Raw genomic sequence first — 14,854 nt, 5'->3', positions numbered from 1 at the left:
CCGCCGTCATGGGATCAGCTGCCGTTCGCGGGGCCAGTGCCGTTCGCGGGGTCAGTTGCCGTCGCGGGGGCCGGTCTCGCGGAAGGCGACCGCCTCGCTGGGCGGGACGAAGTCGCGGGCCGGCTGCCCCTCAAGGGCGGCGTCGAGCACCCGGCCCGCCGCGTCCACCATCCGCGCCTGTACCGCCCGGCCCACCGCGTCCCGGCGGTCGTCCGGGTTCGCCGCCATCGAGGCGATGGCGAGCTGCGGGGTGAACGCCACCACCGACTCGGTCTCGTACCCCTCCGAGCTGCCGGTCTTGCCGGCCACCGGGCGGCCCAGCCGCAGCCGGAGCAGGTCGGCGGTGCCGCCGTCACAGCGGTTGTACATCGTCTGGTCGCCCACCGGGCAGCGGGCCACGTCCACCGCCGCCCGGGCGACGTCGGTGTCGACCACCTGCCGGCAGTCCGGGCGCCCGGCCGCCACCTCCTGCCCGGCGCTGTCGGTGATCGACACGACCGGCAGCGGTGCGCACCAGGTCCCCTCGGCGGCCACCGTGGCGTACGCGTTGGCGAGGTCGAGCGGGGTGGTCGAGGAGACCCCGAGGGTGAACGAGCCCCAGTTGCGGGCACCGGAGCGGGCCAGCCGGGCGTCGCCCTCGGAGCGGAACACGATGCCCAGCCGCTCGGCCATCTCCACCACCCGGTCCGCGCCGACCCGCTCGATCAGCCAGGCGAAGTAGGTGTTCACCGAGCGGCCGAAGGCGGTCCACATGGTGTGCCGCCCGTCCATCCACGACGGCGTGGCGTTGACCGGGCACCAACGGCCGCCGCAGCTGGCCGATCCGGCGTCGGCCGGGAACCGGGTGAGGATCCGGCTCGGCGCGGTGAAACCGGTCTCCAGCGGCAGCCCGGACTCCAGGGCGGCCAGCACGGTGAAGAGCTTGAAGGTGGAGCCGGCCTGGTAACCCTCGATGCCGTTGCCGCCGGCCACGAGCTGGTTGACCGTGTTCGGGTAGTTCTTCTGCCCGCGCGGGTTGCCGTCGACGCTGTAGTTGCGGTTCACCGCCATGGCCAGCACCCGCCCGGTGCCGGGCTGGACCACCGCGGTCGGTACGGCCCGGCGGTCGGTGACGCGGTAGATGTCCAGCACCTCCTGCAGGGTGGCCCGCTGCACGGCCGGGTCCAGCGAGGAGACGATCCGGAAGCCGCCCCGGCGCAGGGTGTCCTGCCGCTCCGCGGCGGAGGAGCCGAAGGCCGGCTGGGCGCTCCACCACTGGGTGAACCAGTCGCAGAAGAAGCCCCAGTCGTTCTGCGCCTGCGGCACACCGGTGCAGTCGTTCGGGGTCTGGCTGGGGCGCAGCCCCAGCGGGGCGGCCTTGGCCTGCTCCGCCTCGGCCGCCGACACCTGCCCCGCACCGACCAGCCGGTCCAGCACGTACGCCTTGCGGCGCAGGGCCGCGTCGGCGTCGCCGTTGATGGGGTCGTCGGTGTCCGGCGACCGGACCAGGCCGGCGAGCAGGGCCGCCTGGGGCAGGGTGAGATTCGCCGGCGACGTGGAGAAGTAGCGCTTGCTGGCGGCGGCGATGCCGTACGCCCCGGCGCCGAAGTAGGCGATGTTGAGGTAGCGGCGCAGGATCTCGTCCTTGTCCAGCTCCCGCTCCAGGGAGAGGGCGTACCGCACCTCCCGCAGCTTGCGGGCGACGGTGATCTCGGTGGCCGCCCGGCGCTGCTCCCGGGTCAGCCGGGGATCGCTGGCCAGCACGTTGCGCACGTACTGCATGGTCAGCGTGGAGGCGCCCTGCCGGGTGTGGCCGTCGCGCCGGTTGACGGTGAAGGCCCGGATCACGCCGCGCACGTCGACGCCGCGGTGCTCGTAGAAGCGGGTGTCCTCGGCGGCCACGATGGCCTGGCGCATCACCGGGGCCACCTTCGCCAGCGGCACCTCGACCCGGTCCTCGGTGTAGAACGAGGTGATCAGGGTGCGGCCGTCGTTGGCGTACAGGTTCGACCGTTGCGCGGTGGGTGGGGTGCGCAGGCTCGACGGCAGCTCCGAGTAGGGCGCGGCGAGCGCGCCGAAGCCCAGCCCGAGCACCAACGCGGCCGGAAGGGCCGCCGCCGCCAGCACCAGCCCGGCGAGCACGCCGGCGATCACCACGGTGAGCAACTTGTCGAGATGGGCCCGGATCATCAGTACTCCCCGCAGGAGCCGTCAGGACCCGTTCAGAATGACCCGCACCGCCCCACCTGCCGCCAAATTTCCCTAAATCCGGAGGAAATTCGCGAGCGGGACGCGGCGCGGAGCACGGGACACGCCGCCCGGTTCACCCGGGCGGGGGTCAGGGCAGCAGCGCCGCGGTGAGCGGGTGGACGGTCTCCTCGATCTCGTCGGCCACCCGGCTGAAGCACTGGTCGCCCCGGCCCCACGGGTCGTCCAGGTCGTCGGAGTGCAGCGCGGACGCGCCCTGCCGGGCCGCGTCGGCCGCCTCCACCAGCGCCACGCCCCGGGCGTACACCGCCTCCCCGGTGGCCTCCGCCGGTGGCAGGGCGGCGGCGTCCACCAGCCCCAGCAGCCGGCCGAACTCGCCGAGCACGAAGGTGCGCGACGCGGCGTCCGGCCGCAGCGCCACCACGTACTCCTGCTGGTCGGCGGTGGCGGTGAGGACCAGGTCGGCGGCGTCGATCAGATCCGACCGCAGCTTGCGGGCGGCGAACCCCGCCACGTCGCCACCGCGCGCCAGCACCTGCCGGGCCGCCGGCGGGTTCATCTCCTCGCCGGCGTGCCAGCCGCCGGTGCCGGCGCTGTGGCTGTGCAGCAGCTCGTCCGAGCGGGCCGGGTCGACGCCGAGCCGGCCCAGCCGCTCGCGGACCGCGAGCAGCAGCAGCCGCTCCGCCATCGGGGAGCGGCAGATGTTGCCCATGCAGACGTGCAGGACGGTGAACGGCGGCACTCAGGCCCCCCGCTCGTCGAGGATGTCCGGCGCCACGTCGCGGAGCTTGTCCAGGCCGATCGCGCCCAGCCGCAGCACCCGGGGCACCTCGCCGGTCAGGTCGACGATGGTGCTCGGCACCGGGTCCGGGCAGGGCCCGGCCTCCAGGTAGGCGCGGACCGAGTAGGCAAGCTGGTCACGGGCCTCCTCGGCGGTCAGCGCGGCCGGTTGCCCGGCCTTGTTCGCCGAGGCCACCGCCATCGGGCCGGTCTCGCGCAGCACCTCCAGCGCCACCGGGTGCAGCGGCATCCGGACCGCCACCGTGCCGCTGGCGTCGCCCAGATCCCAAGCCAGGCTCGGGGAGTGCTCCACCACGATGGTCAGCGCGCCCGGCCAGAACGCCTCGACCAGGTCGCGTGCGGCCCGCGGCAGCGAGAAGACCAGGCCGTCCAGGGTGTGCCGGGAACCGATCAGCACCGGCGGCGCCTGCCGGCTGCCGCCCTTGGCGTCGGCAAGGGCCTTGACGGCGTACGGGGTGAAGGCGTCCGCGCCGATCCCGTAGACCGTGTCGGTCGGCAGGACGACCAGCTCGCCGTTCTTGACCGCCTCGATGGCAGCGGCGATGCCGCGGTCCCGGTCGGCGGGCGACCGACAGTCGTAGAGCATCACGAGGAGCCAGTCTGCCACGCCGGTGCCGCCGCGGCGGGGTGCGGGCCGTCCGCCCGCCGGGACGCGGTGGCGAACCGGGGCCGCCCGGCGAGGTCCCGGTGCTCCGTCACCTCGGCGTAGCGGCCGTCGGCGGCGAGCAGCGCCGGCACCGCCGCCCCGTGCGTGTCGTCGTGCTCCACGCCCAGCGCGCCGCCCGGGCGCAGCAGCCGCGCGGCGCGGGCCAGCACCGGCCGGATCACGCTCAACCCGTCCGCCCCACCGAAGACCGCCTCGTCCGGGTCGTGCCCGGCCACCTCCGGCGGTACGGCCACCGCCCGGGGCACGTACGGCGGGTTGCAGAGCAGCACGTCCACCTCGCCGACCAGCGCGGCCAGCAGTTCCGGGTCGGTGACGTCGGCCGCGACCACCTCGACCGGCCGGTCGCCGGCGGCGGCCCGCTCGGCGGCGTTGCGGCGCAGCCAGTCCAGCGCGGCCGGGGACCGCTCCACGGCCACCACCCGGGCCGTCGGCACCTCCTGCGCGAGCGCCAACGCGATCGCCCCGGAGCCGCTGCACAGGTCCACCACCAGCGGCGCCGGTCGCGTCCGGGCCGCCTCGATCCCCCAGCCGGCGAGCAGTTCGGTCTCCGGCCGGGGCACGAAGACCCCCGGCCCGACCGCCAGCTCCAGGTGCCGGAACGCGGCCCGGCCGGTCAGGTGCTGCAACGGCTCCCGGTCGGCCCGCCGGGCCACCAGCTCCTCGAACCGCGCCCGCTGGTCGGCGGTGAAGCCGTCCGCCAGCGCCAGCCGGCCCCGGGGCACGTCCAGCACGTACGCGGCGAGCTGCTCCGCCTCGGCCCGGGCCGAGGGCACCCCGGCGGCGGCCAGGGCGCGGGCGGCACGGGCCACCGCGAGCGAGGGACGCTCGCGTTCTGCCCCTTCGGAGGGGTGGCGCGGGAGGGAGGTCACGACATAATCATGATGCGTCGCGGGTCAGGTCACGAGCGGGGGCGTCCCGGCGCACACCGACAGGAGGTTGGCAGGTGGGGTGGCTCGACCGGGTCGAAGACCAGGTTGACGCCCTCCAGCGCGCCCGCACCCTGCAGGAGGCGAGCCGGTCCGCCGAGGCGTGCGGCCTGCTCGAACGGGTGCTGAGCACCACCACCGACCCGCACACCCGCGCCGACGCGCTGGTGCAGCGCCTCTGCGCACTGATCAATCTCGGTCGCACGGCCGAGTTCACCGGGGCCATCGAGGAGGCCGCCACCGCCGTGCGCGACCTGCCCGAGCCGTACCTGCACGGGCACCTCAACGCGCTGGCCGCGCTCGCCGCGCACCACCAGGGCGCGCTGGACCGGTGCGTGACCCACCTGGTCCGCGCCGCCCGGGCGCTGGGCGCGGCCGAGGAGCGGGACCGGGACACCGCCTGGGGCTGGCACGACCTGGCGATGGCCTACTCGTACCTCAGCTTCCACGGCCACGCCCTCGGCGCGATCGAGCGGGCCCGGCAGCACGGGCTGGGCGCCGGGCTCCCCGAGGAGGTGTTCGCCGCGCCCGGCATCCGGCTGCGCAACGCGGTCGCCCTCGACCACAACGGCGACAGCGACGGCTGCCTGCGGGTGCTGCGCGACATCGCCATCGACCTGAACCGGTTCGTCCGCGACGGCCGCAGCGACCGGATCCGCCCCAGCAGCCTCGCCGCCTACGGCTACGCCGCGGCCCGCCGGGCCGCCCTCGGCGACCCCCCGGACACGGGTACGCAGACCGACCCGGTCCGCCTGCTCCGCCACGGCGGCGACAGCGCCCGCGCCCGGGACATGCGGCAACTGGGGCAGATCTGCCTGGCGGTGGCCGGCGGTCAGCCGATCGAGGCGATCACCCGGCTCGACGGCGCCCGGGTCTCCAACGAGACGCTCGGCGCGGCCGAGCCGGCCCGGCTGCGCAGCATCGCGTACGCCCGGGCCGGCGACCACGTGGCCGCGCACCGGGCCGACCGGATGGCGTTCCGGCTGGCCGCGCAGCGCAACGACCGGCTGCGGGACGTGTACATCGACGGCATCGCCGCCCGGATCGACCACGAGGAGATGCGCCGCGAGGCCGCCCGGTACGAGGGCGAGGCGCTGACCGACCCGCTCACCGGCCTGCCCAACCGTCGCCGGCTGGAGCGTTACATCGCCTCGGTGACCTCCCGGGGCGAGCGGGTGGTGATCGGCGTCTGCGACCTGGACGGCTTCAAGGCGGTCAACACCACCCACGGCCACCACTCCGGGGACCTGGTCCTGCAACGGATCGCCGGGGTGATCAACCGGGTGATGCGCCGGGGCGACTTCGTGGCCCGCTACGGCGGGGACGAGTTCGTGGTGGTGCTTGCCGGGGCGGGGATGACCGAGGCGGCCGAGGTGGCCCGGCGCATCCACGCGGCGGTACGCACCGAGGACTGGGAGTCCCTGGTGCCCGGCACCCCGGTCGGCGTGAGTATCGGCTTCGCGGAGGTGGACGGCGCGAACGGCGCGCTGCGCGACGCCCTGGGTACCGCCTTCGAGATCGCCGACCGCGAGATGCTCCGCGCCAAGCCCCGCCCCGGAGGGGTGGGGTCAGCGGCGGGTGAGTTCGGGGTCGCCGGCCAGGCGGGCGGCGCGGTCGGCCTCGGTGAGGGCGTCGAGGACGCCGTCCAGGTCGCCGGCGAGCGCCAGGTCGAGGTTGTACGCCGTGTAGCCGATGCGGTGGTCGGTGATCCGGTTCTGCGGGAAGTTGTAGGTGCGGATCCGCTCCGAGCGGTCGACCGTGCGCACCTGCGCCTTGCGGGCGTCCGAGGCGGCGGCGTCGGCCTGCTCCTGCGCGACGGCGAGCAGCCGGGCCCGCAGGATCCGCATCGCCTGCTCCCGGTTCTGCAACTGGGACTTCTCGTTCTGGCAGGAGACCACCACGCCGGTCGGCAGGTGGGTGATCCGCACCGCGGAGTCGGTGGTGTTCACCGACTGGCCGCCCGGCCCGGACGAGCGGAACACGTCGATGCGCAGCTCGTTGGGGTCGATGGTGACGTCGACGTCCTCCGCCTCGGGCAGCACCAGCACGCCGGCGGCGCTGGTGTGGATGCGCCCCTGCGACTCGGTGACCGGCACGCGCTGCACCCGGTGCACGCCGCCCTCCCACTTCAGCCGCGACCAGACGCCGTTGCCGCCCTCCGGGACGCCCTTGGTCTTGATCGCCAGCGAGACGTCCTTGACCCCGCCCAGGTCGGAGTCCTGTGCGTCGATGACCTCGGTGAGCCAGCCGTGCCGCTCGGCGTACCGGGTGTACATCCGCAGCAGGTCGGCGGCGAAGAGCGCCGACTCCTCCCCGCCCTCGCCGGCCTTGATCTCGATGATCACGTCCTTGGCGTCGTGCGGGTCACGCGGGATCAGCAGCTCGGCCAGGCGCTCCTCGAGCGCCGGCAGGCTCGCCGCAATCGACTCCGCCTCCCCGGCGAAGGACGGGTCCTCGGCGGCCAGTTCCCGGGCCGCGGCCAGGTCGGCGCGGGCCTGCTCCAGCTCACCGGCGGCCTTGTGCAGCGGAACCAGCTCGGCGTACCGGCGGCCGACCCGGCGCGCGGTGCCCTGGTCGGCGTGGATGGCCGGGTCGGCCAGCCGCTTCTCCAGCTCGGCGTACTCGTCGAGGAGGGAGGCCAGGCGCTCGCTGCTCATGCGGGGGATGCTCCTTCGACGACGATCAGGTGGAAAGCGGGGCGGAACGGACGACGCCCGCGCCCGGCTGAAAGCCGGACACGGGCGTCGTCGGTGGAGCTACTTGGCCTTCTTCGCCTGAACCTTGGCGTACTTCTGCTGGAACTTCGCGACCCGGCCGGCGGTGTCGAGAACGCGCTGCTTACCGGTGTAGAACGGGTGGCAGGCGCTGCAGGTCTCGACGTGGATGGCGCCGCCCCGGGCGGTGCTGCGGGTCGAGAAGGTGTTACCGCAGGAGCAGGAGACCTCGGTGGTCACGTACTCCGGGTGGATGTTGGGCTTCATGTCGCCTCGGTCCTTTCGTCGGTGGTCGCCGGGTCGCCGCTGATCTCCCCGTCACGTGGTGCGCGACGGACTCGGGCGTGAACCGGAACCGGTGGCCGATTGACCAGTGTGCCATGGGCGTGAGCCGACCCGGTAAGCGGGCCGCACGATCGGTCCGGCAGTGGAAACGCCCGCCTCCCTGCTCGCATTCCCGCCACCGCCGACCAGCATTCCCTCCCCCGGCGTACGGTGGGACGGTGCCCGATTCGTCCCTGAGCCGCGCGGGATGGGCAGGATGCCCCGACTGATCGCCACCCGTGGGCTGCCCGCCTCCGGCAAGACCACCTTCGCCCGTACCCTGCAACCGGCCGTGGCCCGGGTGAACCGGGACGACCTGCGCCGGATGTTGCACGGCGAGCGGCTCTTCACCCAGCGGGCCGAGTACCAGGTGACGCTCGCCCAGCGGGCCCAGGTGGAGGCGCTGCTGCGGGCCGGGGTCAGCGTCTGCGTGGACGACACCAACCTGCGCTCCCGCACCCTGCGCGACTGGGCCGACCTGGCCGCCCGCTACGACGCCGACTTCGAGGTGCACGACTTCACCGACGTGCCCCTCGAGGAGTGCCTGCGCCGCGACGCCGTGCGGGCGGAGGCGGACCGGGTCGGTGAGCCGGCCATCCGCCGGCTGCACGAGCGGTACCTGGCCGACCGCCCGCTGCCGCTGCCGGTGCCGACCGCCCGCACCGGCCGGGCCGGCACCGTCGACCCGGCCCCGGCCGGGCCGCCGGAGATCGTGCTGGTGGACATCGACGGCACGGTGGCGCTGAACGTCTCCCGCAGCCCGTACGACATGACCCGGGTCGGCGAGGACGAACCCAACGAGGCGGTGATCGCGGCGGTCCGGGCGATGCACGCCGCCGGGTACGGGGTGGTCTTCTGCTCCGGGCGCGACGCCACCGCCCGCGCCGCCACGGTCGCCTGGCTGGACCGGCACGTCCGGGTGCCGTACCTCGGTCTGCACCTGCGCGCGGTGGGCGACTCGCGCAAGGACGCCGTGGTGAAGCGGGAGATCTACGAACGCGAGGTACGCGACCAGTACCGGGTGGTCGGGGTCTTCGACGACCGGCAGCAGGTGGTGCGGATGTGGCGCGCGCTCGGGCTGACCGTGTTCCAGGTCGCCGAGGGCGACTTCTGAGCGCTCGGCGACCTGGAGCGCCGGGCGCGACGCCTGCTGCGCACGCTTTGCTCTGCTGCCGCCACGGCGACACCCACGGCCCGGGGTCCGGACGGCCGGTGTCGCTTCGAGGGCAGCAGAGCAAAGCGGGTGGCAGGAGCGTCCTCGGCCCGGCTGAGAGGTGCTCCCGGTCGGCCCCTGCTGAGGAGACCCACGGCACGCACCGCCGGCCGGCCCTCGCAAGGGCCGCCCGGCGGACGCCGGACCGGTCAGGCGGCGGGCGCCTCCCCAGGTGTCCGCGCCGCCGTCAGCGCGACCGTCGCCTCGGCCCGGACGCCGTTGACGGTCACCGCGAGCAGCACCTGCGCCCCGGCGCGCAGGGCGGTCAGCTTCCCCGTGGCGGGGTCGAAGCGGGCCACGTGCCAGGGTCGCACGCCCCTGGCGGTGCCGACGTGCACGCCCGGCGACGCGGACCAGTCGGCGCTGACCGGTGCCGCCACGGGCACGGTGCGACCACCGGGCTGGATCAGCGTCGCGGTCACCGGGGCCGGCGCGCCCACCGCCACGGCGTCCGGCGCGGTCAGCGTCAGCCGGTCGGTGTGGGCGTGGAACTCCGCGGTGACCCAGCGCGGCCCCTCGGCCAGCGGGTCCCGCCGCGCCCGGTCGGCCTCGGCCGGGGTCACCGGGTCCACCCCGAACTCGGTCCAGCCGGTGAACCCGCCGAGCTGCGGCGGCGTCGACGGGTTCTTGCCCGAGTTGCCGTTGATGACGTACGGCACCCCGTCCACCCGGTCGGCGTGGAACGTGCCGACGTGCCCGCCGACGAAGAGCGCGCCCTTGCCGGTGCGGTGCTGGAAGTCGGCCAGCCACTGCTCCAGCAGCGCCGCCTCCTTGCGGTCGCCGAGCTGGCTGGCCTTGGCGGGGCTGGGGTCGCGCGGCGGATGGTGGTGCACCACCACCACCGAGCCGACCCCCGGATCGGCGGCGGCGTCGTCCAGCGCCTCCCGCAGCATCCGCACCTGGTCGAAGCCGCCACCGCGCAGTGACCCGGTCGAGGAGTTCAGCGTGACGAACCGGGTGCCCCGATGGTCGAAGACCCGCTGCGGGTCGCCGAAGACGGCGCGGAAGTTGTCGATCGGCGCACCCATGATCTCGTGGTTGCCCGGGACGTAGTACCAGGGCAGCTCGCCGCCCAACTCCTCGTCGAGCAGCCGCTTGGCCAGTGCGAAGTCGGCCGGGTACGCGGTGTCGACGAAGTCGCCGCCGATCACCAGGAAGTCCGGCTTCGCCGCCTTCACCTCGCGCAGCGTACGGCGGGCCTGGGCGACCAGGTCGCTGTCCGGGTCGGCGGCGACGAACTGGGCGTCGGAGAGCACCGCGAAGCGCCACGGCGCGCCGTCCACCGTGCCGTCGCGCAGCACCACCCGGTCGGTGCGGGGCGGCTCGGCCGGCACGTCGACGGTGGGCGGCACCTTCGCCACCAGGTCGTCGATCACCACCTCGCTGGTGTACCGGGCGGCCGGGTTGGTCTCCGCCACGTAGAACCGGCGGACCCGCACCGGGTACTGCACGCCGGGCGGGACCGTGAACTCGACGTGGCGCCACCCCTTCCAGGTGATCAGCGGGCCGCGCAGCACGTGCTGGGTGTCCTGCGCGTCGTGCAGGTGCAGGCTGGGCCATTCCCCGGTGCCGTTCCCGTTGATCCACATGCCGAACGCCTGCGGCTGACCCGGCACCGCGATCCAGGCCGGCGGGTCGGCGTACGCGGCGCGGGTGCCGGTGGACTGGCCGAAGTCGTACGTCATCCGCAGCCCGGTGCCGGTGCGACCGGGTGCGGGGGCGACCGCGCCGCCGGCCCGCGCCTGGCTGAACCGCCACGAGGCCGCGTCGTCGAAGGTGGCCACCGGCACGTCGGTCAGCCCGACGGTGACCGGCAGGACGCTCCGGTGCCGGCCGACGTGGACGGTGACCAGCGCGGAACCGCTGTCACCCAGAGCCTTGACCGACAGGTTGCCGTCGGCGGTCGGGGTGATCGACAGCAGCTGCGAGTCGTACTCGAGCTTCAGGTCGGCCGGCTCGATCGGCGCGGTGTTGCCCTCGGCGTCGTAGCCGACCACGCCGAACAGTCCGGTGTCGCCGGCCCGGTTCAGGCCGACCCGGTCCACCGTGGAGTCCACCCGGTCCAGCGGGCCGAGCACGGTCAGGTCGAGGGTGCCCCGGGCAGCGCCGCGCCAGGCGGTGACGGTGCTGTGCCCGGGGGCACCCGCCCGGAACACCCCGTCGGCCACGGTGCCCTGCGCCGCCGGGTTCGCCCGCCACGCCGGCCTGCCCTCGGCCGGGCCGTACGTCTCGTCGTGACCGGCCGCGGTGAGCCGGCGGGTCAGCCCGGGGAAGACCCGGTCGGGCCGGCCGCCGCGCACCGGCGCGACGCCCGGCGCGGCGGTCGGGTCGCCGGCGGTCTCCAGCCAGTACCCGGTGAGCCGGCCGCTGCCCTGCGGGGCGTAGACGGCCAGTCCGTTGGGCACGGCGCGTTCGGTGCCGTCGGAGGGGCTGTTCTCCACCTGCACGGCCGCCGCGCCGGGCTCCCGGGCGAGCAGCGTGGACGAGCCGCCCCCGTCCAGGTTGAGCGCGTGGTGCGCGCCCAGCTCGGCCATCATCTCGCCCATCTCGGTCTGCGTGACGCCCCGGCTGTCCAGCTGGCGCCCGTCCACGGTGAGCAGGATCATCCGCCGCCCGTCGGCGCTGAAGCCGACCGCGGTGCGCGGGGCCAGGGTCGGGTCGGCGATCGCCTGCACCACGCCGTCGCGGAGCAGGACGTTGCCGCCGCCGACGGCGGCCCGCAGCTCGCCGCCCTCGGACGGCTTCGGCTGCCACCGCAGGTCGACCGGGTCGCCCGGGCGCAGCGCCGCGAGTGCGTCCGCACCGGCGTCCCGGCCGAGCAGGACGGTGGTGCCGGCCGGGATCGGCCCCTCGCCCGCCGCGCCGGCCACCGTGGCGACCCGGCCGTCCCGGACCGCCACCTCGGTGACCCGGGCCGCCCCGTCGACCGCCCGCCGCCGGGGGTACGACTCCAGAGCGCGGTGAACACGCCGACCCCGCCGGCCTGTACCAGGTTGTTGAACTGGGTCAGCGTGACCGGGCCGGCCGGCAGCGTCGCGGTGCCGTCGAAGTGCACCTGGACCACCCGGCCGAGACCGTCGCCGGTGATCGCGGCCGCGTTGGGGTGGCCGGCGACCGGGGACTGGATCAGCTCACCGTCGCGGATGCCGACGCCCTGCGCCGCGCCGGAGTTGTTGATGTCGAAGAAGTCGCCGTTGACCGCGGCGACGGCCCGGGACCGGTCGACCGCGCCCCGCAGCGGCTCGGCCCGGGCCACCTCCCCGGAGTTGACGTAGTCGACCGTCAGCCCGCCGGTGAGGTCGGCGGTGAGCGCGTCGGCGCGCAGCCAGCCGGCGGCGTCGTACCGGTCGAAGGAGGTGAGGTCGAGCCCCGGCGCGACCGGACGGGTGGCCCGGGCGGTCTGGAGCCCGGCGGCCGGCGCGACGCCGGTCGGGGCGAGCGCCACCGAGGAGGCCGGGTACGACGAGGCGTGCGGCGCGTCCTCGACGGTGGTGCCGACGGCGGGCGGCGCGGCGGTCGCCGGCCCGGTCCCGGCGAGTGCGAGCAGCGGCGTCAGCAGCAGGACGCCGGAGAGACGGGCAGATCGACTGCGGGTACGCATGGACGACAGTCAACCCGGCCGTGCACAGAAGTTTCAATACCTGGCGGCCGAACTGAAGGAAAATTCCAGACGGTTCGCCCGCCCCGGGAACGACGAAGGGCACGGCCGTCGCGGCCGTGCCCTTCGCGGGTCTCACCCGGGTGAGGTCACTCCCCCGGCGTCGACTTGGCGATCTGCATCAGGAACTCGATGTTGGTACGGGACTTCTTGAGCCGGTCCAGCAGCAGGTCCAGCGCCGCCTGCGAGTCCAGCGAGTGCAGGACCTTGCGGAGCTTGTGGATGATGGCCAGCTCCTCCGGCGAGAGCAGGATCTCCTCCTTGCGGGTGCTGGAGGCGCTGACGTCGACGGCCGGGAAGGTCCGCTTGTCGGCGATCTTCCGGTCCAGCTTCAGCTCCGCGTTACCGGTGCCCTTGAACTCCTCGAAGATGACCGTGTCCGCCATGGACCCGGTCTCCACCAGCGCGGTGGCGAGGATGGTCAGCGAGCCGCCGTTCTCGATGTTGCGGGCCGCGCCGAGGAAGCGCTTCGGCGGGTAGAGCGCGGTGGAGTCGATACCACCCGACATGATCCGGCCGCTGGCCGGCGCCGCCAGGTTGTACGACCGGCCGAGCCGGGTCACCGAGTCGAGCAGCACGACCACGTCGTGCCCCAGCTCGACCAGGCGCTTGGCCCGCTCGATTGCCAGCTCGGCCACCGTGGTGTGGTCCTGCGGCGGACGGTCGAACGTGGCCGCGATGACCTCGCCCTTGACCGTGCGCTGCATGTCGGTGACCTCTTCGGGCCGCTCGTCCACCAGCACCACCATCAGGTGGCACTCCGGGTTGTTGTGCGTGATCGCGTTCGCGATCGCCTGCAGCACCATGGTCTTACCGGCCTTCGGCGGCGACACGATCAGCGCCCGCTGCCCCTTGCCGATCGGCATGACCAGGTCGATCACCCGGGTGGTGAGGATGTGCGGCTCGGTCTCCAGCCGCAGCCGCTCCTGCGGGTACAGCGGAGTGAGCTTGTAGAACTCGGGACGACGCTTGGCCTCGTCCAGCTCCATGCCGTTGATGGTGTCCAGCCGGACCAGCGGGTTGTACTTGTCCCGGCGCTGCTCACCGTCGCGGGCGGCCCGCACCGCACCGGTGATCGCGTCACCGCGGCGCAGCCCGTACTTCTTGATCTGGGACATCGAGACGTAGACGTCGTTCGGGCCGGCCAGGTAGCCGGTGGTCCGGACGAAGGCGTAGTTGTCGAGGATGTCGACGATGCCGGCCACCGGGACGAGCACGTCGTCCTCGCTGACCTGCGGCTCGCGACCGCCCTCGCGACCGCCCTCGCGGCCACCGTCGCCGCCCTCGGCCCGCTCGCCCCGGCCACGCCGGCGGTCACGGAACCGGCTGCGCCGGCCGCGCCGGCCGCCGCCCTCGCCGTCCTCGTCGGTGTCGTTGTCGCGCTGGGCCCGGTCGCCACCGCGGTCGTTGCGGTCGCCCCGGTCGGTGCGGTCGCGCTCGGCCCGCTCGCCGCGGTCGGTGCGCTCGCCGCGCTCGGCCCGGTCGCCACGGTCAGCCCGCTCGCCCCGGTCGGTGCGCTCGCCGCGCTCGGCCCGGTCGCCACGGTCAGCCCGCTCGCCCCGGTCGGTGCGCTCGCCACGCTCGGCCCGGTCGCCACGCTCGGCCCGGTCACCGCGCTCGGCCCGCTCGCCACGCTCGGCCCGGTCACCGCGCTCGGCCCGGTCACCGCGCTCGGTGCGCTCGGCCCGGTCCCGGCCACGGCCCTCGCCACGCTCGCCGGTCTCGGCGGGAGCGGCCTCCTCGGTCCGCGCCTCGGCGGCACGGCCCTCGGCGGGACGGCTCTCGGCGGCGGCCCGGCTGCGGCGGGTCCGGGTACGTCCCTCGGCCTCACCCGTGGTGGCCGGAGCGGCCGGAGCCTGCTCGGCGGCCTCGCGAACCTCGGCGTGCACCTCTTCCCGGGCGGGGGCGGCGGCGGCCGCGACCTCGGCCCGCGGTCGAGGGGTGCCGGCGGCGGAGCCGCCCTGCTGCCGCTCGGTGATCGCGCTGATCAGCTCGCCCTTACGCATCCGCGCCGTCCCGGAGATGCCGAGCGACGCGGCCAGGCTCTGCAGCTCCGGCAGCAGCATCGCTGACAGACCGGTGCCGCTGCGCCGACGGCGGGCGGGGGCGGCGGTGGTGGCATCGCCAGCGACGTTGGAAACATCCGACGTCACGTCGGTGGTGTCGCTCAATGGATTCCTTCCCTCGATAGGCCGGGACTGCCCGGAGTCGACAAGCTCAGGTGGCCGGGCGGCCTCGGTGCACCCGCCTCGCATTGACGCGTCGCGGGAGTCTGTGGCACAGCAGCTGGTGGTTTCCCGACTCACCACCATCGGTGAGCAGGTCTCGCCGCCTGCGGCGACCTGTGGAAACTGCGGTGCGGCG

Annotated in this window: 9 protein-coding genes and 1 pseudogene; 2 read left to right on the top strand and 8 right to left on the bottom strand. The window is 74.7% G+C overall.

Features of this window, described 5'->3' with window-relative positions; all coding sequences use genetic code 11:
• Positions 1 to 51: 51 nt before the first annotated feature.
• The 4 genes from ACSNN7_RS03935 to prmC form a co-directional block, all read right to left on the bottom strand.
• Complete coding sequence (locus tag ACSNN7_RS03935; RefSeq protein ID WP_436679176.1) at positions 52 to 2,169, bottom strand: transglycosylase domain-containing protein; 2,118 nt, start codon at positions 2,167 to 2,169, stop codon at positions 52 to 54.
• Between the two features lie 148 nt (positions 2,170 to 2,317).
• Positions 2,318 to 2,929 (bottom strand): phosphotyrosine protein phosphatase, encoded by a 612-nt coding sequence (locus ACSNN7_RS03930; protein WP_436679174.1) that lies wholly within the window; start codon positions 2,927 to 2,929, stop codon positions 2,318 to 2,320.
• On the bottom strand, positions 2,930 to 3,574 hold the full coding sequence (locus ACSNN7_RS03925; RefSeq protein WP_357110577.1) for an L-threonylcarbamoyladenylate synthase: 645 nt from the start codon (positions 3,572 to 3,574) through the stop codon (positions 2,930 to 2,932).
• Positions 3,574 to 4,524 (bottom strand): peptide chain release factor N(5)-glutamine methyltransferase, encoded by a 951-nt coding sequence (gene prmC, locus ACSNN7_RS03920; RefSeq protein WP_436679172.1) that lies wholly within the window; start codon positions 4,522 to 4,524, stop codon positions 3,574 to 3,576. The genes ACSNN7_RS03925 and prmC overlap by 1 nt, the downstream gene beginning before the upstream one ends.
• A gap of 74 nt (positions 4,525 to 4,598) precedes the next feature.
• Here prmC and ACSNN7_RS03915 point away from each other — a divergent pair.
• Positions 4,599 to 6,137, top strand: a pseudogene (locus ACSNN7_RS03915) (diguanylate cyclase domain-containing protein); the annotation flags it as partial.
• Between the two features lie 12 nt (positions 6,138 to 6,149).
• On the opposite strand, the gene prfA reads toward ACSNN7_RS03915, so the two are convergent.
• Together prfA and rpmE are read right to left on the bottom strand one after the other, a co-directional pair.
• Positions 6,150 to 7,238, bottom strand: a complete 1,089-nt coding sequence (gene prfA, locus ACSNN7_RS03910) for a peptide chain release factor 1 (RefSeq protein WP_436679170.1) — start codon at positions 7,236 to 7,238, stop codon at positions 6,150 to 6,152.
• Between the two features lie 99 nt (positions 7,239 to 7,337).
• Positions 7,338 to 7,562 (bottom strand): 50S ribosomal protein L31, encoded by a 225-nt coding sequence (gene rpmE / locus ACSNN7_RS03905; protein WP_436679169.1) that lies wholly within the window; start codon positions 7,560 to 7,562, stop codon positions 7,338 to 7,340.
• 274 nt (positions 7,563 to 7,836) lie between these two features.
• Here rpmE and ACSNN7_RS03900 point away from each other — a divergent pair, with 274 nt between their 5' ends.
• Entirely contained in the window at positions 7,837 to 8,733 is an 897-nt protein-coding gene (locus ACSNN7_RS03900; protein WP_436679168.1) for an AAA family ATPase, read from the top strand.
• Between the two features lie 248 nt (positions 8,734 to 8,981).
• On the opposite strand, the gene ACSNN7_RS03895 is transcribed toward ACSNN7_RS03900, so the two are convergent.
• Together ACSNN7_RS03895 and rho are read right to left on the bottom strand one after the other, a co-directional pair.
• Entirely contained in the window at positions 8,982 to 11,732 is a 2,751-nt protein-coding gene (locus ACSNN7_RS03895; RefSeq protein ID WP_436679167.1) for a phosphodiester glycosidase family protein, read from the bottom strand.
• A gap of 847 nt (positions 11,733 to 12,579) precedes the next feature.
• Positions 12,580 to 14,661, bottom strand: a complete 2,082-nt coding sequence (rho, locus tag ACSNN7_RS03890; RefSeq protein ID WP_436679166.1) for a transcription termination factor Rho — start codon at positions 14,659 to 14,661, stop codon at positions 12,580 to 12,582.
• Positions 14,662 to 14,854 lie beyond the last annotated feature (193 nt).

The organism is Micromonospora sp. URMC 105 (assembly GCF_051386295.1).
GTDB lineage: Bacteria > Actinomycetota > Actinomycetes > Mycobacteriales > Micromonosporaceae > Micromonospora.
Note: the sequence above shows the minus strand (reverse complement) of the source record. Positions and strands in the feature narration are given on the sequence as shown.

Coding starts and splice junctions, on each gene's coding strand:
- ACSNN7_RS03925 (WP_357110577.1), bottom strand. CDS start 3,574: ATGCTCTACGACTGTCGGTCGCCCGCCGACCGGGACCGCGGCATCGCC.
- rpmE (WP_436679169.1), bottom strand. CDS start 7,562: ATGAAGCCCAACATCCACCCGGAGTACGTGACCACCGAGGTCTCCTGC.
- ACSNN7_RS03900 (WP_436679168.1), top strand. CDS start 7,837: ATGCCCCGACTGATCGCCACCCGTGGGCTGCCCGCCTCCGGCAAGACC.
- prfA (WP_436679170.1), bottom strand. CDS start 7,238: ATGAGCAGCGAGCGCCTGGCCTCCCTCCTCGACGAGTACGCCGAGCTG.
- ACSNN7_RS03935 (WP_436679176.1), bottom strand. CDS start 2,169: ATGATCCGGGCCCATCTCGACAAGTTGCTCACCGTGGTGATCGCCGGC.